The organism is Marinobacter zhejiangensis, from assembly GCF_900114775.1.
GTDB lineage: Bacteria > Pseudomonadota > Gammaproteobacteria > Pseudomonadales > Oleiphilaceae > Marinobacter > Marinobacter zhejiangensis.
In genome coordinates, this window is record NZ_FOUE01000003.1 from 150,577 (window position 1) to 173,203 (window position 22,627).

A 22,627-nucleotide genomic window follows, 5' to 3' on the forward strand; every position below is an offset into this window, starting at 1 on the left:
AATGGACTTTCTGGTGCAAATGGTGGGCTCGCGTCCCATCGAGATGGTCGCAGTGGCGTGTGGTTTACTCAACGTATTGCTGATTATCCGTCGTTCGATGTGGAACTACCCGTTCGGGTTCCTGATGGTGGTGCTCTACGCCAAGATCTTCTACGACTACCAGCTCTACAGTGACGCCCTGCTGCAAGTGTACTTCTTCTTTATCCAGATCTATGGGGTCTGGTGTTGGTTGCAGGGACAGGGGGATGATGGCCGGATTCGTGTGCGCTATTTACCCCGGCAACACTACGCGGCTTACCTGCTGCTGACCCTGGCTGGGTGGCTGGCGCTATCCAGCCTGATGAGCCATTTTACCGACGCTGCCTACCCCTACTGGGATGGCGCCATTGCCGCTCTGAGTGTGCTGGCCCAGTTCCTGATGTCCCGTCGTCATGTTGAGAGCTGGTATCTGTGGATCACCGTGGACGTCTTGGCCATTGGCCTGTTCGCTGCCCGTGACCTGACACCTACCGCAGCTCTGTACGGGGTGTTCCTGGTGTTGGCTGTGCTGGGCATGGTGCAGTGGCAACGGGCCAGCCGCCGGGCGGCGGTTGCTGAGGTCGCGTGATGACCGCTGTACCTCGGCGCCGTGGTTTCCTGTTAGGCAAGTTCATGCCGTTCCATGCCGGCCACCTGTACCTCTGTGACGTTGCTGCGGGACTGGTGGATGAGCTGACGGTGATGGTCTGCACCCGTGACTGCGAACCCATTCCCGGCCGGCTTCGGTTCCGTTGGGTCAGCGACAGCGTCAAGCCAAACGTTCGGGTAGTGCACCTGCACCGGGACATTCCCCAGGAACCCAAGGATCACCCCGAGTTCTGGCCGATCTGGCGCAGAACCGTTCGGGAGCTGCACCCCGAGCCAATCGACCTGGTGTTCGGCTCCGAGGAGTACGTGCACCGGTTGGCTTCCGAGCTGGAGGCGGCACCTTTGGTGCTGGATATCGACCGTATCACCGTGCCGATCTCGGCCACCCGCATTCGCCAGAATCCGGCCGCTAACTGGACCTACCTGCCGCCTGCGGTCAGACCCTACTACCAGCTCAGGGTTTGCCTGCTGGGGCCGGAAAGTGTTGGCAAGTCAACCTTGAGTGAGTTATTGGCCGGTGAATTCCAGTCGTTGCATATCCCCGAATATGGCCGGCTCTACGACGCCATGTTCAAACAGGGGGCCGGCTGGGCGGCGGAGGACTTTGTCCAATTGGCACAGGGGCATGTGACCCTGCGGGAAGAAATTGTCCGCAGGGCCGGCCCGGTCGTGTTTGAGGACACCGACCTGCTGCAGACTCTGGTATGGGCGGAGTACCTGCTGGGCGAGATACCGGAAGGGCTTCGCCAGCTGCTGGAGGGCTGGGAGCCGGCGGAGTATTACCTCCTGCTGCGGCCGGATGTGTCGTGGCACGATGATGGCACTCGCTACAGCGGCGACGACCGTGTGCGGCAATGGTTCTTCGAGCGCCTGCAACACTGGCTGGATTCACTGGCGCTGCCCTACCGGATCGTCGAGGGGGCTGTATGGGATGACCGGGCCGCCATGGCTCGGGAAGCGGTGGCCGCCTTGCTGGAAGATTCCCGGAAATAGCCGGATTGGACGGGCTATCGCTACCATGCCGTTGGCTATAAGTTATTGATGATAGGTCTAAATATGTCTATGCAGTCGCAATACTCAAAGCTGGGAAAGGGTGCCCGATGGCACCTGAAGCTGGACCCCCAGGGGCGGCCTTACTTTGCTGGCAGGCGTCAGATGACCCGGGTGATCTGGGGCTTGATCGGTCTGGTGACGTTGTCTTCTCCGCTTGTTATGGCGTTCGTGCTGGATGGTGGTGAACAGATATTTTACGCCATCGTGAGCGTGTGCCTGTCTTTGTTCTGTCTGGTTTTTTTGGGGGTACGCCAGCACCTGGTGTTTGATAAGGAGCAGGGCGTGTTGCGGGAGATGCGAAGCTGGTGGGGGCTGCGGGCCCGGGAGCACCAGCGGGTGCCGCTCGGTGAGACCCGTGTGGTGGTCGCCCCCATTGCTGCCCTTTCCGAAGGCTGCCAGCTGGAGCTGCTGGAGCACCGGTACACCATTGGCAGTGCCGCCGAAACCCGTCAGTTGGCCGCCCTGCTCAGGGACGGCTATGGCGTGCAGGCGATGGACCGGGTGGCCGCCTGGCCGGAAACGCGGCCCCTGGCTGATGACAGCCAGCAGGAGTCTGAGGTATCCAGTCAGCCGAGCCAGCCCAAGCAGCCTGAGCAAGAAAAGCAACAAAAGAGGCCGCAGGCGTCCGCTACTGCCAGTATCTCAGCGGATATGCGCTACCAGTCATTGTGGGATCAGGCGGTGCTGCTGAAACTGGCCATTCCATTGCCGGTGTTGGCATTGATCGGGTTTGTACTTGCCTGGGTGAGGAGCTAGAACATGGCGTTTGGGCATTGGAAATCGACTTCCCCGGTTCGAGCCACACTTTCGTTTGGTCGCTGGGCCTGGGTGATGGGCTTGCCGTTGCTGGTGGTCGTGGTGCCATTGGTGCTGTTTGGCGGGCTGGAACTGCAGTTTCCGCTCATCATGGGATGGGCGATGGCGGGAACCCTGGCATGGCACGCCTTTTTTTGTCGCCACCGACTGGTGGTTGACTGGGACAAGGGAACCCTGTGCCACAGCATTCGCAGCATCTACACGATTGCACGGATGGAGGTGCCACTGGCGCGCCTGGCAGGTTTCTGCGTCACCAACTCGGTGACGGAGGTTCGCGGCTATGACCTGATGGTCGTGCTGACGGATGGTCAGCGTATTTGCCTGTTCAAGCGCGGTGGTCTGCGCGAAATGGAGGAGCGGGGGCAGCAGTTGGCCGAGTTCTGCCGGGTAAGTTATGCGCGGGAGTGCAGATGATTCGGCAGTTATTCAGCTGCGTCCTTGCTATAATCGCCGGCCGTTTTGGTTGGCCGTGAGGCCATCTCCGATCACATGTGAGGTATCGACCCTTGAAAAAAGCCGTTTTCAGTGCCGCCCTGTCCGTTTTTGCCCTGACCGGTTGCCAGACCTCCGGTTACGTGTCGTCTGCCGCAACGGATGGCAATGGCGTTACCTGTGACAAGATTTACAATGCGTTCGATGCGTACCAGTCTGACAAGCAGTCGGCCAAGGCGCTGGCGGACCTGACCCAGCTGGTTAACCCCACGGCTGGTTCTATGGCCCAGCAGGGCATGAGTTCCGCTGATGGCTACTATGAGCAGATTAAAGCCAGCGCTAACATCGCCCTGGCTGTGCGAGGCTGTCAGCCGCTTTAATCGACATTACCACCATGCCTTGCCCCACATCTCGGGGTTGGCCCAGTGGTCCGGATTGTTCCAGCTGCGCTTGTGGTTGTAACTGTCCAGGTTGTAGGTATACAACGTGTAAGGACCACTGGCGGTTTGCAGCTGGGCATGGCGGCGGAACCCCAGGCTGGTGAAATCCGTCAGTGTCCAGCCGGCGCTGTCGCTGACCAGCACCGCAATCTGGTGGCTGCCATAGTTGCGTAGCTGCCCCATCAACAGAATTCCTTCCTCTCTCGACAGTTGCTCCAGGGTGTCCGACACCAGCGCCAGATCCGGAACGACGGACAACGGAAACGCGGCGTTGGGCGCTGTGCTATCCAGGGCGGTCAGGTGGACATCCGCAACGCTTTGCTGCCAACGCTGGCAGAGGCTTTCGGCGGTGTGACCGCAACTGAGCATAACCTTTGGCTGGCAAGCCCCAATGATCTGGGCCAGAACCTCATCCGTGGCGTCGGGATTGTAAAGAGGTACGTCAAGGAGCGAGTCGAAGGGGAGGTCACAGGGATCGGTTATGGGGCTGCCGTATTCGACCGGCTGTGGTGGTTGAAGCTCGGGGGGCGGCAAGTCATTGAGGATATCCGGTGCATGCTCGGGGACTGCCCGGGCCTGGGTCGCCACGAGCTGTCCCGCCTTAAATGTCAGCTCCAGAACGTCTTTGCCAGTGCCCGCCACCAGGGTACCGGTGTAGTCCAGCGCCAGGTTCACGTCGCTGTAGTGCCAGTAGCTGGCGTTGAGTTTCTCCGGCCTGACACCGTTCAGTAGCGGCAGCGGGGCTTTTTCGCCCAGCAGTTGATCCAGTGGGTCAGTGCTGTCAGCCCGGAGTCTTGCTGGCTTTGGGGGAATATAGCCAACGACCAGGCAGTCAACGAACAAGCGTTTGTCTTCCACTTTTAAGTACAGTTCGTAGCCTGATCCGTTCGACGTTTCCACATCTTCAGGCTCGATCCCGTAGTCCCAGGGGGAAAACACCCCGGGGTGGCTTTCCAGGAGCTCGTAGGCGGTGCCCTCGAAAGAGAGGTGCCGGTTACAGATTTGGTCGGTCATTGTTCAGCCTGATGATGGTCGAACGTTGATTATAGACGGTTGCAGGTCGTGGGGCTCCGGCTGTTTCTCCCCGGGGGGAGTGGTAAGCTGTCCGGCTGCTGCCCATTGCCGACAGGAACTTGCCCGATGTCCGGAACCGATACCCTGGATTTTGCGTCCCGATTCTCCCTTGAACGCCCCTATAATCGTGCCCGGAGTAACGGCTCGGCAGATTACAGTCTGAAGGCCGGTGGCGTTGCGGTGCTTGAGGATCAGCTTGAGAGTGACCGGGGGCGCATCATCAATTCTGCAGCGGTTCGCCGCCTGCAGCAGAAAACCCAGGTGTTTCCCCTGGAGCACAACGCGGCGGTTCGCAGCCGGCTGACCCACTCCCTTGAGGTGCAGCAAACCGGGCGTTTTATCGTTCGCACTATTTTCCGAAAACTGGGGGCGCGGGCCGAGGCGTATGGCCTCAAGGGACTGGAGCGGGCCATGGAGTCCCTGGTGGAGATGGCCTGCCTGATGCACGACATTGGCAATCCACCCTTCGGGCACTTTGGCGAGGCGGCGATCTCTCGCTGGTTCCAGCGCCATGCCCATGAACTGGGCCCGTTCTCCGACGTGGCGGGGCCTGCCGAACTGAGGGATGCACTGCTCCGTGAGCTGGGTAGCTTCGAAGGCAATGCCCAGGCCATTCGCCTGATCAGCCGCCTGCAAAAGTTGAACCTCACCTTTGTGCAGTCTGCGGCTGTGTTCAAGTACACGCGGGTTGCGACCGAGCCCCGGCCTGGGGACGGCTCGGCCTTCAACTATCTGCAGAAAAAGCCTGGCTATTACTATTCGGAGCGAACGTTTGTCGGGCAGATGCAGCAGGCCCTGGGTATGGCGCCCGGCTGCCGTCACCCGCTGGCGTACATCATGGAGGCCGCTGATGATATCTCCTATTGCCTGGCAGACCTGGAAGACGGCGTCGATAAGGGACTGATGTCATTCCCGGTACTGGCAGATGCGCTCAAGTCAGCCTATGCCCAGGCGAGGCCCAATGATGCGGACGCCCCGCACTTTCGGAACTTTGGCGAAGCCAGGTCTTTTGCCCAGCTGGTGGATGAGGTGCTTGAGCGCGCCAACCGGGAAACCATCAATAAAGATCACGAGTTTTTTGTCTGGCTGCGGGTCAAGCTTATCCACCCCCTGGTCAATCATGCCGCCGAGGCTTTCATTGAGCATATAAGCGAGGTGTTCCATGGTCGCCTGAACCGGGCCTTGCTGGAGGACGGTTCACCTTGCCACAGTGTGATCGAGACGTTCAAAACCGTGGCGGTGGAGAAGGTGTTCTCGGTTCCCGAGGTGGAAACTCTGGAGTTGCAGGGCTACCGCATCATCACCGGGTTGCTGGAGCACTACCGGCCCCTGCTGGACCTGGACCTGGATGCCTTCGACCGGCTTCGGGGTGGCAGCAGCAAAGGGCTGTTGATTGAAAGCCGGTTGTTCAAGCGCCTGCCTGCGAAACACGTCAAAGCCTATGAGTCCATGCGCTCCGAGCAGCCGGACAATGCCAGTGCCGAGTTGTGGGAGTGTTACTGTCGCTGCCGGCTGTTGCAGGACATGGTCAGCGGTATGACCGACCAGTTCGCCCTGGATGAATTCCGTACCTTGTCTGCCCTGGGACCGCTGTAAGGCTAAGCACGCCCCACCGCATAGTCGGTGGGGCCAGTGCACTACTTCAGGGTAGGGTAGCCTTCCACAAAGACCCAGTCAGTCTCCTGTGCAGGGATATGGCAGCCCTGGCAGGTCTGCTCAAAACTTTCCGATACGTTGAGCATGGGGTTGTCTGGCTTGATCAGCGCCCAGCCCCAGCCATTCGCCCAGTGAGGGCTGTCGAACCGGCTCTGGGTGTCCTTGACCATGACAAACCAGATCTGGGTGTCGCCTGCCCACAAGGCGGGGCCGGTGGTTTTGGTGCCGGATTCGATGTTGCGGATTTCCTTGATCAGAACCGTCCCGTCGGCAAATTCGCCGCTCTCACGGTAGGCCTGTGCGGCTTCGGGTTGCGTGTATACATCGTGAAAGCCTGCGCCCGGTGCTTCGGCATCATTGACCACCCATGAACCGAGGTGAACCCAGCTCTGGCGGGCATCCATGGGCAGGGTGATGTTCCCCTCAGTGTCTACGTAATCCCGGAAGGTTGTATCCGCCGGTTCAGCCGCGTGGGCCAGCGTGCTCCAGCAGGCCAATACCAGCGGCACGAGGGCCAGGGATGTTCCCAGCGATTTGGTAACGGTCATGGTTTGACTCCTTTCCTTTGGTGAGTGTCGATCATTGACATCTTAGGATGTTGAAAAGACTATTGGAGTCCTGAAGTATTTAAAATAAGTCCTGGAGTATTGTTTTGGATCGACTGGCTGCTTTGCTAACCAATTTCCACCTGTCCGCCAGTGTCTTTAATGCCGGGACCCTTGGGGCGGCATCACGTCACCCCAGGGAGGAAGGGGTGGGCTACCTCCATGTGTTAACGCAGGGGGCGATTTACCTTCGGGTTCAGGGCGCGAACGAGCAGCGTTTTGACAAGCCTGTGCTGATCCTGATGACTGAGCAGCAGGATCATGACCTGGGGCCTGGAATCGGGGGAGCGGAAACCCTGTGTGGCTCCTTCCGTTTTGGCACGGGCAACGGTGGGCCGATCTATCAGGCGCTGCCAGGATTGCTGGCCATCCCCCTGGACGAGTTAGGGACTCTGGCGGGGTTGCTGGAATTGATGTTGCAGGAAGCCCGCAACGACCAGTGTGGCCGCCAGGCTGCTCTGGACCGGTTGTGCGAGGTGCTGGTGATTCGGTTGCTGCGTCACCTGATGGACTCGGGAACCATGGACAGTGGGCTACTGGCTGGTTTGGCACATCCCAAGCTGGCCAAGGCTTTAACCGCAATGCATCGGGAACCTGCCGTGGACTGGACGCTGTCGGGGCTGGCCGAGATCGCCGGCATGTCCAGGGCCCGCTTTGCGGTGGTGTTTCGCGAAACTTTGGGGCTAACCCCGGCGGTATGCCTGGCCCAATGGCGGGTCAGCCTGGCCCAGGCGTTGCTGCGGGATGGGCTGCCGCTGGGCATGGTGGCCAACAAGGTTGGCTATGGCAGCGGCTCGGCGCTGGCAAAGGCGTTCAGGCGTCACCTCGGTTGTTCTCCGGTACGGGGAACGCGGATGGCGGTTCAGGGGGAACCGACACCTTCCTAGTGTCCCGTCTGGCTAATTCCTTAACCTACTGCTTGCCTCTGAGGACACTGACCAAGGCGCCAGTCTGCAGGTGTGGTGGTTCCACATCAAGGACTGGCAACACAGGCTCAGAGTCCTCAGAGGCAAGCCCTTCGGGAGTTTCTGAAAAGCCGAATGGCGTCGTTCTGCTGTCTCGATTTGGAACCACCAAATCTTCATCAGCACGCCTAGCTCTTCGGCTTTTCAGAAGCTCAGTAGGTTAAGGAATTAGCCAGACGGGACACTAGCGTTTCTTGCGTTCCAGCACCTGTTCGATATTGCCTGCCAGGGTATGCAGCAGCCCCAGTTCCCGGTTGGGCAGCCTGGGCAGTTTCTGTAGCAGCAGTTGGGCCAGTTTACCGTCCAGCGGGGTGTCGAGCTGAGGGAGCAGCGAGGTCAGCCGGGTTTGCAGGCTTCGCCAGTTACCGCTGTCTGCTTCGGGAGACGTAGCGGTTTCCCTGGGCATATCGGCCAGTTCCCAGGCATAGACCATGACCGCCTGGGCCAGGTTCAGCGACGGGTAAGTGGTTTTCAGGGGGAGACCGGTCAGCAGGTCACACTGTGCCAGTTCGTCATTGGATAACCCACGGTCTTCGCGGCCAAACACCAGGGCGACGGTGCCGGTGGATGAGGTTTTCCCCGCCAGGGTCTGTTTCAGGTCGCCTGGCAGCAGCCACTCATCTTGACGGTGACGGGGCTTGGCAGAGGTGCCGATCATCAGCTCGGTATGAGCACGGACACTGGCCAGGTCCGGGAAACAGCGGACCCCGTCAAGGATGTCTTCACTGCCATGGGCCAACCAGCGGGCCTGGGGCTCAAGATGGCGCTCATTGCCCACTAGCCACAAATCCGCAAACCCCATGGTTTTCAGTGCCCGGGCAGCTGCTCCAACGTTCTCGGGGACTTTGGGCTCAACCAGCACAAAGACAAGTCGCATAATCAGCCTCGTTTCCAGTGGGCGGCTATTTTTGCACAGATTGGCTGAAAAGGCAGGGCACTCGGCGAGGGTGGCCGTTGTTAGCGTTCGCCGTAGCGGCGGTGCAGAATGCCGACCCGTTCCACATAGGCCTGGGTCTCAGCGTAGGGGGGGATGCCGTCAAAGCGGTCGACTGCCCCCGGGCCGGCATTGTAGGCAGCGGTGGCCAGGGTGACGTCATTGTCGAAGCGGTCCAGCATACGGGCCAGGTAGAGTACCCCGCCGCGTATGTTCTCAGCGGCATCAAGGGCATTCGAGACATCCAGTTCCCGGGCGGTACCCGGCATCAGTTGCATCAGCCCCTGGGCGCCCTTGGGGGACACTGCCTGAGAATTGAAGGCCGACTCGGCATGGATGACAGCCCGTACCAGCGCCGGGTCGACGTCATACTCCCTGGCTGCGGTCTGGATCTCCGACTGGTAAGGCGAGCGGAACAGTGGAGTGGTCAGCCAGTTGACGGTTGAGGCTGGGTTGCAGGCAAAGCAATGGAAACGGATGACGTCATAGCTGGAGTCGGTGGGACGGTTGCTGCTGTAGGCGACAACGCCATGATTATCCTCATAGCGGTAGACGGTGTCATTGCCAGTGGATGCCCGAACCTGAGGGTCGCCGGTGACGTTGGTGAACTCAACGGAACCGTCCGGGTGCACAATGCGACGAATGCTGTCGGCCTGCGTCGAAGTCGCGACCGCCGTCATCAGAATGGTGAGCAAGGTGAAAAGGGGCGTCCGTCCGAGAGTCATGCCGTATCCGTGGATTCCGTGGGTCCGATAAACCAGTCGTTATTTCGATTGCGAACTCGATCCTAAGTATATCGGCTCAGTGCCCGGAGAGTAGGGGCAAATTGCGTCGAATTGTCACGAAACTTGATTTTTGCCAGCTACACTTAAGCTGTAGCTCCTTAGGGAGTCATCCCATACGGAGGGATCATTATGCGTTATCTGATAGCTATGGCTTTAGCGCTGTTCCTTACCTCGCCCCTGCTGGCCTCCAGGTGCCCATCCCTGGTTCATCAGATTGATGAACAGCTGGCTGCCAATGACTACGACAACACCGTCCGCGAACAGGTGAGCGCCCTGCGCGACCAGGGGCAGAGCCTGCACGACCAGGGCAAACACGGCGATTCGGTTAAGGTTCTGGAACAGGCGATGGAGATACTGAACAACGCCTCGAAGTAAGGACTTGCTGACTGGTGAGGGACCACCAGTTCTTACCCCGGAATCTGGAGCCATCACTGAAAAAGTGTTGGGGAATCGGGTGGTTAGGTATTTCTGCCTACTGGCTGTTTCGGTTTTCCGTTATATCTTTATTCCGCTCGCAGCGCCGGTCTACAGCGCTGCTCATTGGCACGCAGGGATGCTGTGACATCGTCTGAAGGATTCAGTCGCTTTCTACTGTCCTACCGGATAACCCATCCCTGCCTGCCGTCGTGTTCCTGAGGTTGGTTTTCTGCTGCCTGTGGCCAGAGTAGCGGGACTTTGGGGAGGCGTTGTCGTCATGGAAACAGAGAAGGACACAGTAATGCTGTATGTGACATTGAAGGAAAATGGATTTAAGCCGGTTGTTTTGGGGGGGCTTGGGGCTCCGGTGAAATGGCTCGGGGTCGTTCTGGTTGCTTCCTCCCTGGCTGCCTGTGGTGGTGGCGATGGTGGTGATCCGGCTCCGGGTGGCGATGCCGGCGCCAATGCCACAGGTCTGACGGTTCGCAGCCTTGACCCTGTAACACTGGATTCAGAGGAAACCGCGGTGTTGATGGCGCCGGGGTCACTTTTCTATCAGACGGTTGGCATGACCCAGGGGGTACTGGCGACGTTCGATCCTCTGGCGGGTTATGAGCAGGCTGGGGTGGACACCTCTTGCGATATCCGCGGTCAGATTCGCGTGGTGGGCAGCGACCTCGAGGATGTGAGCTCCCCGTATACCGGTGCCCTGTTCAACACTGTTACCACTGATGACCAGGACTGTCTGGCCGGGGATACCGAAGGCGGACCGATGAATCTACAGGTTCATACTGACGGTGTGCGGACTATTGGCCGCCCGCAAACCGGTGTTGGTGCTGTTGGTGATGAAAACACCTTTATCGCCTTTGAGCAGTCCGGTGCATCGCCTTCCGACCCTTACGGCGTCGTTATGTCCATGGATGGTGAGCGTCTGTTCGGTTGGGCGCGGCTGTGGACCGGGCATGTGACCCTGGAAAGGGGCGCCGGTGAGTACAGCAGCATGGGAGATGGTGGAGGCATGTCTCAACTGTATCAGCTCAGTCAGGTTGCTACAGGCGAGGGGGTTGAGGCAATGCGTTACAACCTGCAGATTGGTCGTCCTGATGTGCTCATGGACTACGGCTATCAGGTTGCCGAAGGTGATGAGCCCTACAACGCCCGCAGCGAAACCTATGTCGGAACCTATGGCTGGGAGTGGGATACTTTCGGCGGGCAGCCCGCGCCAGCTACGTGTCCGGGCGGGCGGGTCGACGTCAGTGCCGACCTATACGTACAGGCCTTGCCTGAGGGCCAGGATGGCATCCTGGTAACCAGCGATGAAGTGATGCTCGGCACAGTGGTGATGAAGGACGCTTCAGGCAATACGGCCGTTGTCAGCTATGATGGCACAGCCGACGTCGTTACCGTTGCCCTTAATGGCGAGCTAGGCAAGTCCTTTAGCTACGAAGACATCAACAACCTGTTTATTGAGCGGTGTGTTGTGGCCCAGTAGGCGGTTAGTTGAAACACCCCTGTCACAGCATTGCCAACCCCCGAGAGAACAGCAATACTTTCACACATTGTTTCCGGGGGTATTCAGGGCTGATTGATGGTGATGCCAACCAGATGGGCCGGGGCGGTGTTTTCCCTGGCCCTGACCGCGATCGTTATGACCTGCTCCCTCCCGGTTGTTGCAGACACCTGGATTGTTGCCATTCCGGCCGAGGGTTACCCCCCTTACATAATCACCCCGGGCACGCCTGGTGTCGGTGAGCTGGAACAGGCGCCCACCGGTATTGTTATTGAAGTCCTCAAAATTGCTGCCGCCCGCGAGAACATTGATCTCGTCTTCCGCGAATTGCCCGAGCTTCGTGCCCAGAAAATGCTGGATGAGGGCGAGGTGGATGTCCGAATGGAATCGCCACACTGGGTCGAGCATCCGGAAAACTATCTCTGGAGTGACATGGTTACGTCGGTCAACGATGTATTCGTTTTTGCCGCCGGTGCCGAGAATTATTTTGAAACCGATGAGGACATCCTGGGTGCCGAAATTGTGACGCACCTAGGGTACCGCTATCCAACCCTGGAGCCGCTGTTTGATCGTGGTGACCTGATTCGTAACGACCGCCAGACCGAGGGGTTCATGCTGACCGCCATCGTTCACGGTCGCTATGTCGGGTTTGAAACGGCAAAACGGGCTGCTGTCATGGACAGGCTGGTGGCGCAGTGGCTAATGCAGCGGGAGCCCCGATACCAGGGCCAGTTCCGTTTTTCGAACCGCTTGGTGGCCTCGGCTCCTGTCCAGTTCATGGTGGCTCGAAAGCCCGGACATGCGGAACTGGTTAGCCGGATCAACCGGCAGATTGAAAGGCTTCGGAGTCGCGGAGTGGTGGAAGACATCACCCATCAGATGATTAGCCTGCCAGCGACCGTTCCCACCCCCTGACGTGCAAATTCTGGCTGGTAATTTTCAGCCTGCTGCCGATTTTTGTTCTATCTTAAACGGACGACCCCGCAATCAGGACCACCAGGTGGCCCGTTATGGATGAACACGCTGCAGAGATTCGCAGCCATTACTACGATGTGCGCCAGCACAGCGAACGCCTGTGCGATGGCCTGGTAACCGAAGACCTTTGCCTGCAGGGCATGCCGGATACCAGTCCGCTCAAATGGCACCTGGCCCATACCACCTGGTTTTTTGAAACCTTTGTGCTCAAACCCTTTGATGAGGCTTATCTCCCCTTCAATGAGTGTTTTGAGGTCTTGTTCAATTCCTATTACAACGCGGTGGGGCAACAGTTCCCACGCCCATTGAGGCATATGCTGTCACGGCCTACGGTGGCGGAGGTGTTGGCATATCGCCATGGGGTAGACCACGCCATGGCGGCCCTGCTGGAACAGTGTCCTGGTGATGCCAGGGACGAGATCTACCGGCGTGTGATCCTGGGTCTCAACCACGAACAGCAGCACCAGGAGCTGATGCTCACGGACCTCAAGTACTGCCTGTCACTGAACCCGTTGTTTCCAGTCTATAACCCGCAACCCCTGCCTGAGTCCCACTCCACGCCACTGACGTTCAGTGAGTTTGAGGGCGGGGAGTTCCTGCAGGGCATCAGTGGAACCGAGGCTGATGCTGCGCGCCTGCCGGGATTCAGTTACGACAATGAGGGGCCTCGCCATCGGACCTGGTTAAGCCCCTTTGCCCTGGCTGACCGGCCAGTGAGCAACGGGGAGTTCATTGAATTCATTGAAGCGGGCGGCTACCAGGCTCCGGAGTGGTGGCATTCCGATGGCTGGGCGGTGGTGCAAACCGAGCAATGGCGAATGCCACTGTACTGGCGCCAGGACAATGGTCGCTATTTTTCTTTCACCCTGCACGGAAACCAGGAGGTCGACGCTGCGGCACCGGTCTGCCATGTCAGCCTGTATGAGGCCATGGCGTTTGCCGCCTGGAAAGGGATGCGCCTGTGCCGCGAAGGCGAGTGGGAATTGGTGGCTACGCAACGCCCCCCGACCGGCCAGTGTTGGCAGCAGGGGTGTCAGCATCCGGTCAGTCGTGACCCTGGTAAGGGGCATGGCCCGGACCAGCTTTACGGTGGCGTCTGGGAGTGGACCCAGAGTGCATACAGCGCTTATCCCGGCTACCGTCCCCAGGCAGGTGCGCTGGGGGAGTACAACGGCAAGTTCATGTTGAATCAGATGGTGCTGCGGGGTGGCTCGGTGGCGACGCCGCCCGGGCATGTTCGCGCCACTTATCGCAACTTTTTTTACCCCAAAGACCGTTGGCAGTTCAGTGGAATACGGTTGGCCAAAGACCTGTAAGGAGGCAGTGTGCAACCCCAACTCTGTGAACAAACCGACTCGCCTTTAGCGTCGGAGCAACGACTGCAGTTTCACAACGTCAAACCTGAGCTGGTGGATCAACGGCGGGAAATACTTCAGGGGCTGACCGCCGACTGCAAGTATGTGTCCCCCAAATACTTCTATGATGAGGCTGGCTGCCGGTTGTTCGACCGGATCACCGAGCTTGAGGAGTACTACGTAACCCGGGCGGAGCGCAGCATCCTTCAAGGTGCCGGTCAGGATATCTGTGGGTATCTGTCGGATAAGACCATGCTGATTGAGCCCGGCAGTGGCAGCTGTGAAAAAATCCGGATGTTGCTCGCTCACTACCTGCCAGCGAGCTACGCGCCGATCGAAATCTCAGAGTACTACCTGGAACGGGCAGCTCGTCAGCTCAGATCCGAGTTCCCGGATCTGACGGTACATGCGGTCTGTGCCGATTTCACCAGTCTGGACCGGATGCCGGATTCGGTTCCGCCAGCCCCGAAAGCGGCCTTTTTCCCGGGCTCCACCATTGGCAACTTTGAGCCCAAAGATGCCATCGGGCTACTGGCGAATCTTCGCCGGATGCTGGGTGTGGGGGGCAAGCTGCTCATCGGGGTGGACCTGCTCAAGGACCCTGACCAGCTGCACGCCGCTTACAACGACCAGCTTGGGGTGACGGCGCAATTCAACCTGAACCTGCTGACACATATTGGCCGAATCCTGAAGCGCCCCTTCAATACTGGGTATTTCCGCCATAAGGCCTTCTTTAACCGCGCCCTCAGCCGGATCGAAATGCACCTGGAATGCCAGCAAGCCCATTCCCTGGAGGTGGATGGTCACACCCTGCGCTTTGCCAAAGGGGAAACCATTCACACCGAGAATTCCTACAAATACTCAGTGGCCAGCTTCGAGGCGCTTGCCAGCAAGGCCGGGTTCCGGCGCCAGCAGACCTGGACTGACGAAGGGCGTAACTTCAGCTTTCACTGCCTGGTTGCATCGTAGCCGGCGCAGGCCGGAAAGGGCCCAGTTCGGCCCGCAGCCACTGGCAGAATGCGGTTACCCTGGGGCTGGCGGGTTCGCTGTCTGGCAGCACCAGGTAATGGCCGCCAGCGGCGGGCAGGGTGGCCGGGTGGATCTGAACCAGCCGACCTCGGCGGAGGTCGGGCGCGGCTACCAGTGAACGCACCAGCAGCACGCCCAGCCCCGAACAGGCGGCTTCAATAGCCAGGGAGGAGGTGTCGGTTTCCAGTATGGGAGCCGGTACTGCCTGCCGGATCCCGGCCGCCGTAAACCAGTTTTGCCAGTTTTCCTGGTATCCCTGTATCGCAATTCGCGGAAGCTCCAGCAGTTGTGATGCGTCGTCCAAAGGTGGTAGCTGGGCCAGAAAGTCACGGCTGGCCACCACCTGCCAGCATTCCTGAGTCAGTTGCTCCACGTGCCTGCCCGCCCAGTTGCCGTAGCCATTGGCAATCTCCAGGTCGGCTTCGTCTGGCTGTCCCTGCAGGGGCCAGGTGGCGGCCATCAACCGGACGCGAAAGCCCGGATACCGGCGGTAGAAGTCGGGCAACCGGGGAATCAGCCAGTGTTGGGCGAAGCTGTTGGCAACCTTAACCCGGATCAGGCTTTGTGTGTCGGTGCCAAATAGCTCGCTGGTGCCACCGCGCAGACGGTCAAATGCCGCCGTCAATACCGGCAGGTAGGCTTGTCCGGCCTGGCTCAGGGTCAGCTTGCGGCCCTGACGGTAGAACAACGGCGTATCAAAGTGCCCTTCCAGGGATTTGATCTGCTGGCTCACTGCTGCCTGGGTCACTCCAAGGGCTTGTGCGGCTTTGGTTAGGCTGCCAAGGCGGGCAGCCAGTTCAAAGGCCCGCAGGGCGTTCAGTGGCGGAAGCTGTTGGCTTTTATTCATAAGAAAATCTAACTTAATGAAAGTTAAAAACTTAATTTACCGTCGAAAATGACTGTTTATCAATAAAAAATAAAAGAAAAATTGTTGGTTTCTTGAAATGTTCATCCGGCTGTCACATGGCCTGGCTAGGGTTCGAGTCAGGTACTTTTTGAAAGCGGATGTGAGCCCCATGAGTGTTGAAAACCAGATTGAGACCTTTCGATTTACCCCCGAGGAACTCCAGATTGACTGGCAGGATGGCCAGACCAGCCGGTTGCACTGTGTCTGGCTGAGGGATCACTGTCAGATGCCGTCCAGCCGTAATGCCCAGAATGGTCAGCGTCTGATGAACGTCACCGACTTTCCGGATGATTTGCGAATTGAAGGTGTGACGCAGCAAGCCAACGGCGACCTTGTGGTGGCCTTCGCGCCGGAGGGGCATGAGTCGGTATTCTCCCAGGCCTGGCTTCTTAACAATTGCTATTGCCTGAACGCGACGTTCGACGACCGCAGTGAGGCGGCAAAGACTCTGTGGGATGCGGAGAGCTTTTCATCCCTCTCATTCACTGACTATCAGCACTATTGCCAGGATGAGCGGGCGAAGCGGGATTGCCTGCAGCAAGTCAGGGATCACGGGTTTGCCCTGCTGAGCGGTGTGCCCTGTGACGAAGGGCAGATCCTTGAGGTCATCAGGACCTTTGGTTTTTGCCGCGAGACCAACTACGGCCCGCTGTTTGATGTTCGCACGGTGGTGGACCCCAACAACCTGGCCTTCAGCAACCTGGGGCTTGGCTGCCATGCCGACAACCCCTACCGCGACCCGGTACCGACGGTGCAGTTGTTGCACTGCCTGGCCAGTTCCACAGAAGGAGGTGACTCAATTTTGGTGGATGGCTTCAAGGCGGCGTCCATACTCCGTCAGGAAGCACCGGAGCACTTTGAGCAATTATGCCGGCAGTACCTCAATTACCGGTTCTCGGATGCCACCACGGAACTGCGATCCCGGGTACCGATGATTGAGGTGGATGATCGCGGTTATGTCACCAAGGTGCGGTACAACAACCGTTCCATCGACACGGTACGGCTGGCACCGGAGTCCGTAGCGGCTTTCTACCAGGCCTATCGCCATTACGCCGGGATACTGGAGCGGCCGGAACTGAAGCTGACCTTCAAGTTGCGGCCAGGCGACCTGGTGGTGTTTGACAACACCCGGGTAATGCATGCCCGAACGGCCTTCTCGGCCGGTGGTCAGCGGCACCTGCAGGGCGCTTATGCCGACCTGGATGGCCTTTACAGCACGCTTGCGGTTCTGGAGCGGGCCCGGAATACCAATGAGCTGGTGCAAGGAGCCCTGGCATGACGGTACAACTCAAGGAGGCGCCCAGCCTCCCGACACACAACACCATCGTGGACTTTATTGAGGGTATCTTCCAGCGGCGGGGTTCCGACGCCTACCTGGGAGAATCGGTCACCATGGCCGAGCACATGCTTCAGGCGGCCTGGTGCGCAGAGCAGGACGGGGGGACGCCGGAAATGATCGCCGCGGCCCTGCTTCACGACCTGGGGCATTTCACCAGCGAAATCCCGGAAGACCGCTTGATGAAGGGTACCGACAATTTCCATCAGGAAGCGGGCGCCCGCTTCCTTGAACGCTTCTTTCCCGACGAAGTGGTGGAGCCCATTCGACAGCACGTAGCGGCCAAGCGGTACCTTTGTGCTGTGGACCCGGACTATTTTGGCAAGTTGTCCGATGCGTCGGTGTATACCCTCGAGCTTCAGGGAGGCCCCATGTCCGCCGACGAAGTGGCGGCCTTTGAGCGCAATCCCCACCTTGATAGTTGCATCCGGGTGCGGTTGTGGGACGATCAGGGCAAGGACCCCGACATGCCACATCCCGGATTCAAGCGCTATCGGCCGTTGTTGGAATCGCTCATTGTGGCCCGTTGAGGTGATAGCCAGCTGACGACTTTGTAATCCCTGTCCGGCCACCTTCCGTTACAATGATCAGCCCAATGGGTAAGCGGCGAAACGGTGTGGCCGATGGCCAGAAAGTCGAAACTGAGAAAACCCCTGCGCCTGCTGGCGTGGTTCACGACCGCCGTGGTGGTATTGGTGGCGGCGGTGCTGTTGTTGTTTCGCTACGTTAACCCCCCAACGTCGGCGTTTATGCTGGCTTATGCCCTGGATAACCCGAGGCATTCGCTGCAGCAACAGTGGGTGCCACTGGAGCAGATTTCCCCATGGATGCCTTTGGCGGTGATCGCCAGTGAAGATCAGCGTTTTCCCCACCACTGGGGAGTGGATTTTGTGGCCATTCGGCAGGCGCTGGCGGACTACCAGACCGGAGACGGGCTCCGGGGCGCCAGCACCATTACCCAGCAAACCGCCAAAAACCTGTTCCTGTGGAATGGCCGAAGCTTTGTCCGCAAGGGGCTGGAAGCCGTACTCGCCCTGAGCATGGATGCGATGTGGCCGAAGCGCAGGGTGGTGGAGGTATACCTGAACATCGCCGAGTTTGGTCCTGGCATTTATGGCGTTGAGGCGGCCAGCAACGTGTATTTCGGGATTTCCGCCAGGCAATTGTCGCCCCGGCAGGCGGCCCAGTTGGCGGCTGTTTTGCCAAACCCCAAGGTATTAAGTGCCGCTCGCCCGTCGAGTTACGTGCTGGAACGAGTGGACTGGATTCAACGCCAGATGCGTCAGCTCAGCGGGTTGGAATACCTGACCCGGCTGTGACACCACTTGCACTCAAAGGGGGCTTTCCTGCATGTGAGGGGCACCCGGCTTTGCCTGTATGGCGTAGTCATGGGGTGCCATGCCGCTCCAGCGTTTGAAGGACCGGCTGAATGAAGCCGGGCTTGAGAAACCGAGCTGGTGAGCGATCTCCCCAATGGCGAGCCGTTTTGCGGTCAGCATCCTCCGGGCCTGCTTGTAGCGCAGGTCATCGCAGATTTCCTGATAGGAAGTCTGTTCTTGTTTCAACTTCCTTTTCAGCGAACTCGGGCTGACTCCTAGTTCATGGGCCAGCGCTTCGAGGGTTGGCCAGGTGCTGGTGCTCTGTTGGTGGTTCAGGGTTTCGCAGACCCGGCTGCGGAACGGTTTTTGGCTCCTGCGGTGATCGCGAATGGCCTCCAGCAGCTTGAGCATATGACCGTACAGCCCGCTGTTCGGAGTGTGGCCCGGGATCTCCAGTAATTCGGTCGAAAACACCATCTGGTTTCGCGGTTTGCCAAATGCGACTTCGCAATCGAAGACCTTCTCGTACTGTTCTTTTGCTGCCGCCGGACCATGACAGAACTCAATTCGCCGTGGTCGCAGCCGGGCGCGTTCTTTCTGGCGCACAATCTGGCGCCCCAGTTGGACCACCGAAGCCAGGTGGAACTCGATGTGGTGGCGTGCTCCGGGGTGGTCCACCGGGTAGGTAAGAGAGTAGGTGCTCTCGTCAGGCCCGATATCCAGCCGGGTTTCCAGGGCTTCGTTAAGCAGGTGGAGGTAGTCGGCGCCCAGCTGAAGCGCGCGATGCAGGGTGGGGCAGCTCATCAGCAGGTGGGAAAAGAGGCCGTAGACCGACAAGTGGCACTGATTGCCAGCCTGTAACCCGAAAGTGGGTGCCGCGCACAGATCCGCCGTTTGCTGCCAGAAATCCAGTATGCCTGTCAGCGGCAGTGTCTGTTCTGCCAGGTCATTCCCATCGAGTTCCGGAGTCAGGGCGTCCAGTGCGTGAGTGCTGATCGGGTGTGACAGGGCATGCTGGCGGGCAATGCCGATGTACAGCGCTGAAGCTTCCCGGTCCTGTATCACAGCCATGTTCTCCCCTTGGACAGCGAACGATGCAGGGTGTGCGGTTGGTGTCTCGTACAGTCTGGATTAGTTGTAATGTGACAGGTTGTCAAGTTGGTGCGCGACGAATGTGAAGCCTTTCAAGGTTGGCGACGCCTGTCCCCGGGCTGGGCTGATAGGTGAAGCATTTGATCCCATTTGGTACGTCGGCTGGTTGGTGCTGGTGCTACCATCGCCGCGAATCTTCCTCTGATCCGGTGTCGCCGTCAGGCGGGACAAGGGAGCGGACGGATGCCCTGTACAGGCACCCGGAAAATAACAATAACGGGAGAGCACCATTCATGAAACCGTCAGTGATTGCGGCGTTTGCCACGGCTTTGGCCGCGTCGTTTGTCTGCCATGCCCAGGCCGCCGATGAGAACGAAGCTGTGTATTCGTTGGCCCAGGGTTGCTACGCGATCCAATCGCCCCACAACAACCAGTACATGCGCCGGTACCAGACCAGCGGCACCATCAATGATGGCTGGAGTTTTGATTTCAGGGCCTCCAGCCCGGAAAGTGCGGCGCGTTTCTATCTCAAACCCTCGGTCATGGGCAGCTACCTGTTGCGGGACACCGGTGGCCGCTACCTGGATACCCGTTTTCCGGCTGACATCACCGCCGGGACGGTGACCGGCAAGCACGCGGACTGGAAGGTGGATGCGCGTCAGGTCGGTAACGAATACCTGTATCGCTTTACCAGTCATTCCCTGGACCGCTGGCTACGCCACAACTGGAATAGCCAGGGCATCTACTTTATCGACCTGTTCAACCCATTCTTTTTGAACAGTGAGGAGTGGTTCCGGCTGGTGCCCCAGACTGGCTGTACCCCGGTACCTGAAGTTGACGTCAACGTTACGGGGGACTTCAATGCCCTCAAGGGTATTGCCGATTTGCCGGTGCGGGGCTCCATTGATCCACACACCCATATCACCTCCTATGAGTTCATGGGGGGCACCATGATGGCCGGGGAGCCTTTCAACCGCTATGGGGTGACCAAGGCGCTGGCGGACAGCTCTGACATCCATGGTTCCTGGGGCTCTTTGGATGTGATCGGGAACCTCATGGGGTTCAACGACCTGAACTTCCGTTACGACACCCGTGGCTGGCCTGACTTCCCGTTCTGGCCCAATCACCAGAGCCTGTCCCACATGGGTTATTACTACCGCTGGATGGAGCGTGCCTACAAAGGTGGCCAACGGATGATGGTGACCCATCTGGTGGAAAACGAAGTGCTCTGTAACATCCAGTCCACGCTGCTGCCCCAGAGTTGGCGACCGACCAACAGCTGTAACACGATGGACAGCGTCGACTTGCAGATTCTGCGCCTGCATGAACTGCAGGACTACATTGATGCCCAGGAAGGTGGCCCTGGCAAGGGCTTTTTCCGCCTGGTGAGGTCACCGGAAGAGGCCCGGAGCGTGATTGCCGATGGCAAGATGGCGGTGCTGATGGGCATTGAGGTATCGGAACTGTTCAACTGTGGTATCAAGGATGCGGCCTGCTCTCAGGCCTACGTCGAACAGCAGTTGCAGAAATATCACGACCTCGGCGTCCGGGCGATTTACCCCATCCACCGGTTCGACAATCAGTTTGGCGGAGCCCGCATAGAGAGTGGTTTGATCAACGTGGGTAACAACATGTCCACGGGCCGCTACTTCTCCACTGAGGCCTGCGACGACGATACCCAGGGCCAGATGATGAGCAATGACCTCGGGCTGTTCGGCCTGGAAGTATTGCTCGGGGTCAGTGGCAGCACCAACTACGATGAGACGGTAGATCAGTGCAATACCCGCAGCTTGACCGAGCTGGGTGTCTATCTGGTCAACCGGATGATGGACCTGGGAATGATTGTGGAACTGGACCATATGTCCCAGGCAACCCACAACGCGGTGCTGGATATTGCTGAAGCCCGCGGCTATTCCGGGCTGATCACCGGCCACAGCCATATGCATGCCGGCACCAACGACAACGTCCACCCCGACAAGGTGCGGCTGGCCCAGCTGGGGGGAATCCTGGCGCCGTATAACTGGGATGCCTATAGCATCTCGGGCAGTATCTCCCGTTACCTGGACGTGGTGGAACAGACGCCGTACCTCAACGGTGTACCGTTCTCGACCGACATGAGTGGGATTGGTCACCAGCCGGGGCCCCGCAGCGATGCGGCCATTAACCCGCTGGAGTATCCTTTCACAACCGAGTTCGGGTTGACGGTGGAGCGGCAGCAGTCGGGTAACCGGACCTTTGACCTCAACGTGGACGGGGTGGCCCACTACGGTATGGTGGCGGACCATATTCAGGATATCCGCGAGCGGGCACCTGGTCGCATCTACGAGGCGGTCATGAATTCGGCGGAAGCCTACCTGCAGATGTGGGAACGGGCCGACGCCAACAGCGATGACCACTATATGAACCCGTTGCCGCCGTTTGTCCGGGTTTATAACCGGGGAACCGGGACCTGCCTGGACGTCCCGGGTAACGACGACGGGGTAAACCAGGGGGCCTGGGTGGGTCACTACGACTGTCAGGTGATGTCCCAGGACCAGCGTTGGCTGTACGACCCCGCCTCCGGCACGTTGGCCAACCAGGTGCATGGTGCGAGTTACTGCTTGGACAACAACGGGACGCCCTGGAATAACGGGTATCCCAACCTGCAGGCCTGTGACAACAGCGCAGAGCAGACCTGGACCTATCAGAACCAGCGGGTGAAAAGTGTTGGCAGTGACGGTCATTCCCTGGATGCTTACAGCAGTGGCTGGGTCGGCTTCTGGGAATCCCACGGCGGCGGTAACCAGCAGTGGGAATTCCGCCTGGACGATGGTGGCAGTCGCTGGACCGAGTACCGCAGTGTTCGCTCAGGCAAGTGCCTGAGCGTTGCCAGCCAGGGCCAGCTTGAGGGCTCGGAGCTGACGCTGGCGGCCTGCGACGCCAGCGATGGCCAGCGCTGGATGTGGAACCCCAGCGCCGGCACCCTGGCAACGGCCCTCGACAGCAGCCGTTGTGTGGCGATTCCCGGAGGTAACTATGGCAACCTGACCCGGCTCCGGCTGGAGGCCTGTAATGGCACCGACCGGCAGCGGTTTGAACGTCACAGTGATCAGTCCTTCCGGGCGGTCGCCTCCAATGGCTATGCCATTGATGCGGCCGGTGATGACGTGATTCTCTACTGGAACCATGGCGGTACCAACCAGCGCTGGATTCCAACCTTGCAGTAAACCCGCACACCGGATGCCGCCGGCCGGTCTGGCCAGCAGCATCCGGCCCTTCGCTAGCCCTGCCTGACGGGCAGCCCGTCAACCCAACGCTTAC

The 22,627-nt window shown here is 59.2% G+C and carries 22 protein-coding genes; 16 read left to right on the forward strand and 6 right to left on the reverse strand.

Annotated elements, in window-relative coordinates; genetic code table 11:
* Position 1: 1 nt before the first annotated feature.
* From pnuC to BMZ67_RS10555, 5 genes are all read left to right on the forward strand, one after another.
* Positions 2-607 carry a nicotinamide riboside transporter PnuC gene (gene pnuC, locus BMZ67_RS10535; protein ID WP_092022375.1) on the forward strand — a complete coding sequence of 202 codons (606 nt, stop codon included), beginning with the start codon at positions 2-4 and terminating at the stop codon, positions 605-607.
* Positions 607-1,620, forward strand: a complete 1,014-nt coding sequence (locus BMZ67_RS10540; RefSeq protein WP_092022376.1) for an AAA family ATPase — start codon at positions 607-609, stop codon at positions 1,618-1,620. Before pnuC ends, BMZ67_RS10540 begins: the two co-directional genes overlap by 1 nt.
* A gap of 63 nt (positions 1,621-1,683) precedes the next feature.
* Positions 1,684-2,436 carry a hypothetical protein gene (locus BMZ67_RS10545; protein WP_139214359.1) on the forward strand — a complete coding sequence of 251 codons (753 nt, stop codon included), beginning with the start codon at positions 1,684-1,686 and terminating at the stop codon, positions 2,434-2,436.
* A gap of 3 nt (positions 2,437-2,439) precedes the next feature.
* Entirely contained in the window at positions 2,440-2,910 is a 471-nt protein-coding gene (locus BMZ67_RS10550) for a hypothetical protein (protein ID WP_092022380.1), read from the forward strand.
* Between the two features lie 92 nt (positions 2,911-3,002).
* Positions 3,003-3,308: a hypothetical protein gene (locus tag BMZ67_RS10555; RefSeq protein WP_245749950.1), complete on the forward strand. Its 306-nt coding sequence runs from the start codon at positions 3,003-3,005 to the stop codon at positions 3,306-3,308.
* A 6-nt stretch (positions 3,309-3,314) separates the two neighbouring features.
* On the opposite strand, the gene BMZ67_RS18730 is transcribed toward BMZ67_RS10555, so the two are convergent.
* On the reverse strand, positions 3,315-4,382 hold the full coding sequence (locus BMZ67_RS18730; protein ID WP_245749951.1) for a DUF6231 family protein: 1,068 nt from the start codon (positions 4,380-4,382) through the stop codon (positions 3,315-3,317).
* A gap of 126 nt (positions 4,383-4,508) precedes the next feature.
* On the opposite strand from BMZ67_RS18730, the gene dgt reads away from it, so the two are divergent.
* On the forward strand, positions 4,509-6,038 hold the full coding sequence (dgt, locus tag BMZ67_RS10565) for a dGTPase (protein ID WP_092022382.1): 1,530 nt from the start codon (positions 4,509-4,511) through the stop codon (positions 6,036-6,038).
* A 41-nt stretch (positions 6,039-6,079) separates the two neighbouring features.
* Here dgt and BMZ67_RS10570 read toward each other — a convergent pair whose 3' ends face one another.
* On the reverse strand, positions 6,080-6,646 hold the full coding sequence (locus BMZ67_RS10570; RefSeq protein ID WP_092022384.1) for a cytochrome P460 family protein: 567 nt from the start codon (positions 6,644-6,646) through the stop codon (positions 6,080-6,082).
* 104 nt (positions 6,647-6,750) lie between these two features.
* Between BMZ67_RS10570 and BMZ67_RS10575 the strand changes: the two genes are divergently transcribed.
* Positions 6,751-7,590: an AraC family transcriptional regulator gene (locus BMZ67_RS10575; protein WP_092022386.1), complete on the forward strand. Its 840-nt coding sequence runs from the start codon at positions 6,751-6,753 to the stop codon at positions 7,588-7,590.
* 262 nt (positions 7,591-7,852) lie between these two features.
* Here BMZ67_RS10575 and BMZ67_RS10580 read toward each other — a convergent pair whose 3' ends face one another.
* Both BMZ67_RS10580 and BMZ67_RS10585 read right to left on the reverse strand, forming a co-directional pair.
* Positions 7,853-8,545, reverse strand: a complete 693-nt coding sequence (locus BMZ67_RS10580) for a tRNA/rRNA methyltransferase (RefSeq protein WP_092022388.1) — start codon at positions 8,543-8,545, stop codon at positions 7,853-7,855.
* A gap of 80 nt (positions 8,546-8,625) precedes the next feature.
* The gene (locus BMZ67_RS10585; RefSeq protein ID WP_092022390.1) at positions 8,626-9,327 is read right to left on the reverse strand and encodes a lytic transglycosylase domain-containing protein; all 702 of its coding nucleotides are present in this window, start codon (positions 9,325-9,327) and stop codon (positions 8,626-8,628) included.
* A gap of 189 nt (positions 9,328-9,516) precedes the next feature.
* Between BMZ67_RS10585 and BMZ67_RS10590 the strand changes: the two genes are divergently transcribed.
* The 5 genes from BMZ67_RS10590 (at position 9,517) to egtD (ending at position 14,613) form a co-directional block, all read left to right on the forward strand.
* Positions 9,517-9,762 (forward strand): hypothetical protein, encoded by a 246-nt coding sequence (locus tag BMZ67_RS10590; protein WP_092022392.1) that lies wholly within the window; start codon positions 9,517-9,519, stop codon positions 9,760-9,762.
* 319 nt (positions 9,763-10,081) lie between these two features.
* Positions 10,082-11,296, forward strand: coding sequence for a hypothetical protein (locus BMZ67_RS10595; protein WP_139214360.1), 1,215 nt, complete (start codon positions 10,082-10,084; stop codon positions 11,294-11,296).
* A gap of 102 nt (positions 11,297-11,398) precedes the next feature.
* Entirely contained in the window at positions 11,399-12,229 is an 831-nt protein-coding gene (locus BMZ67_RS10600; RefSeq protein WP_175481898.1) for a substrate-binding periplasmic protein, read from the forward strand.
* Positions 12,230-12,324: 95 nt separating this feature from the next.
* A complete protein-coding gene (gene egtB, locus BMZ67_RS10605; protein ID WP_092022398.1) occupies positions 12,325-13,605 on the forward strand; it encodes an ergothioneine biosynthesis protein EgtB in 1,281 nt (426 codons plus the stop codon).
* Between the two features lie 9 nt (positions 13,606-13,614).
* Entirely contained in the window at positions 13,615-14,613 is a 999-nt protein-coding gene (gene egtD / locus BMZ67_RS10610) for an L-histidine N(alpha)-methyltransferase (RefSeq protein WP_092022400.1), read from the forward strand.
* On the opposite strand, the gene BMZ67_RS10615 is transcribed toward egtD, so the two are convergent.
* A complete protein-coding gene (locus BMZ67_RS10615) occupies positions 14,585-15,520 on the reverse strand; it encodes a LysR substrate-binding domain-containing protein (protein WP_092022402.1) in 936 nt (311 codons plus the stop codon). The genes egtD and BMZ67_RS10615 overlap by 29 nt on opposite strands.
* A gap of 169 nt (positions 15,521-15,689) precedes the next feature.
* Here BMZ67_RS10615 and tmpA point away from each other — a divergent pair, with 169 nt between their 5' ends.
* The 3 genes from tmpA (at position 15,690) to mtgA (ending at position 18,235) form a co-directional block, all read left to right on the forward strand.
* Positions 15,690-16,859 (forward strand): 2-trimethylaminoethylphosphonate dioxygenase, encoded by a 1,170-nt coding sequence (gene tmpA / locus BMZ67_RS10620; protein WP_092022404.1) that lies wholly within the window; start codon positions 15,690-15,692, stop codon positions 16,857-16,859.
* Positions 16,856-17,446, forward strand: coding sequence for an HD domain-containing protein (locus tag BMZ67_RS10625; protein WP_092022406.1), 591 nt, complete (start codon positions 16,856-16,858; stop codon positions 17,444-17,446). Before tmpA ends, BMZ67_RS10625 begins: the two co-directional genes overlap by 4 nt.
* 93 nt (positions 17,447-17,539) lie before the next feature.
* Positions 17,540-18,235 carry a monofunctional biosynthetic peptidoglycan transglycosylase gene (gene mtgA / locus BMZ67_RS10630; RefSeq protein WP_092022408.1) on the forward strand — a complete coding sequence of 232 codons (696 nt, stop codon included), beginning with the start codon at positions 17,540-17,542 and terminating at the stop codon, positions 18,233-18,235.
* Between the two features lie 12 nt (positions 18,236-18,247).
* Here mtgA and BMZ67_RS10635 read toward each other — a convergent pair whose 3' ends face one another.
* Entirely contained in the window at positions 18,248-19,306 is a 1,059-nt protein-coding gene (locus tag BMZ67_RS10635; protein WP_092022410.1) for an AraC family transcriptional regulator, read from the reverse strand.
* Positions 19,307-19,620: 314 nt separating this feature from the next.
* Here BMZ67_RS10635 and BMZ67_RS10640 point away from each other — a divergent pair, with 314 nt between their 5' ends.
* The gene (locus BMZ67_RS10640; protein WP_175481899.1) at positions 19,621-22,533 is read left to right on the forward strand and encodes a ricin-type beta-trefoil lectin domain protein; all 2,913 of its coding nucleotides are present in this window, start codon (positions 19,621-19,623) and stop codon (positions 22,531-22,533) included.
* Positions 22,534-22,627: the final 94 nt, after the last annotated feature.

Excerpts from the sequence above, each read along its gene's own strand:
- pnuC (WP_092022375.1), top strand. The coding sequence starts at position 2 with ATGGACTTTCTGGTGCAAATGGTGGGCTCGCGTCCCATCGAGATGGTC.
- BMZ67_RS10540 (WP_092022376.1), top strand. The coding sequence starts at position 607 with ATGACCGCTGTACCTCGGCGCCGTGGTTTCCTGTTAGGCAAGTTCATG.
- BMZ67_RS10545 (WP_139214359.1), top strand. The coding sequence starts at position 1,684 with ATGTCTATGCAGTCGCAATACTCAAAGCTGGGAAAGGGTGCCCGATGG.
- BMZ67_RS10550 (WP_092022380.1), top strand. The coding sequence starts at position 2,440 with ATGGCGTTTGGGCATTGGAAATCGACTTCCCCGGTTCGAGCCACACTT.
- BMZ67_RS18730 (WP_245749951.1), bottom strand. The coding sequence starts at position 4,382 with ATGACCGACCAAATCTGTAACCGGCACCTCTCTTTCGAGGGCACCGCC.
- dgt (WP_092022382.1), top strand. The coding sequence starts at position 4,509 with ATGTCCGGAACCGATACCCTGGATTTTGCGTCCCGATTCTCCCTTGAA.
- BMZ67_RS10570 (WP_092022384.1), bottom strand. The coding sequence starts at position 6,646 with ATGACCGTTACCAAATCGCTGGGAACATCCCTGGCCCTCGTGCCGCTG.
- BMZ67_RS10580 (WP_092022388.1), bottom strand. The coding sequence starts at position 8,545 with ATGCGACTTGTCTTTGTGCTGGTTGAGCCCAAAGTCCCCGAGAACGTT.
- BMZ67_RS10585 (WP_092022390.1), bottom strand. The coding sequence starts at position 9,327 with ATGACTCTCGGACGGACGCCCCTTTTCACCTTGCTCACCATTCTGATG.
- BMZ67_RS10590 (WP_092022392.1), top strand. The coding sequence starts at position 9,517 with ATGCGTTATCTGATAGCTATGGCTTTAGCGCTGTTCCTTACCTCGCCC.
- BMZ67_RS10595 (WP_139214360.1), top strand. The coding sequence starts at position 10,082 with ATGGAAACAGAGAAGGACACAGTAATGCTGTATGTGACATTGAAGGAA.
- BMZ67_RS10600 (WP_175481898.1), top strand. The coding sequence starts at position 11,399 with ATGCCAACCAGATGGGCCGGGGCGGTGTTTTCCCTGGCCCTGACCGCG.
- egtB (WP_092022398.1), top strand. The coding sequence starts at position 12,325 with ATGGATGAACACGCTGCAGAGATTCGCAGCCATTACTACGATGTGCGC.
- BMZ67_RS10615 (WP_092022402.1), bottom strand. The coding sequence starts at position 15,520 with ATGAATAAAAGCCAACAGCTTCCGCCACTGAACGCCCTGCGGGCCTTT.
- tmpA (WP_092022404.1), top strand. The coding sequence starts at position 15,690 with ATGAGTGTTGAAAACCAGATTGAGACCTTTCGATTTACCCCCGAGGAA.
- BMZ67_RS10625 (WP_092022406.1), top strand. The coding sequence starts at position 16,856 with ATGACGGTACAACTCAAGGAGGCGCCCAGCCTCCCGACACACAACACC.
- mtgA (WP_092022408.1), top strand. The coding sequence starts at position 17,540 with ATGGCCAGAAAGTCGAAACTGAGAAAACCCCTGCGCCTGCTGGCGTGG.
- BMZ67_RS10635 (WP_092022410.1), bottom strand. The coding sequence starts at position 19,306 with ATGGCTGTGATACAGGACCGGGAAGCTTCAGCGCTGTACATCGGCATT.
- BMZ67_RS10640 (WP_175481899.1), top strand. The coding sequence starts at position 19,621 with ATGAAACCGTCAGTGATTGCGGCGTTTGCCACGGCTTTGGCCGCGTCG.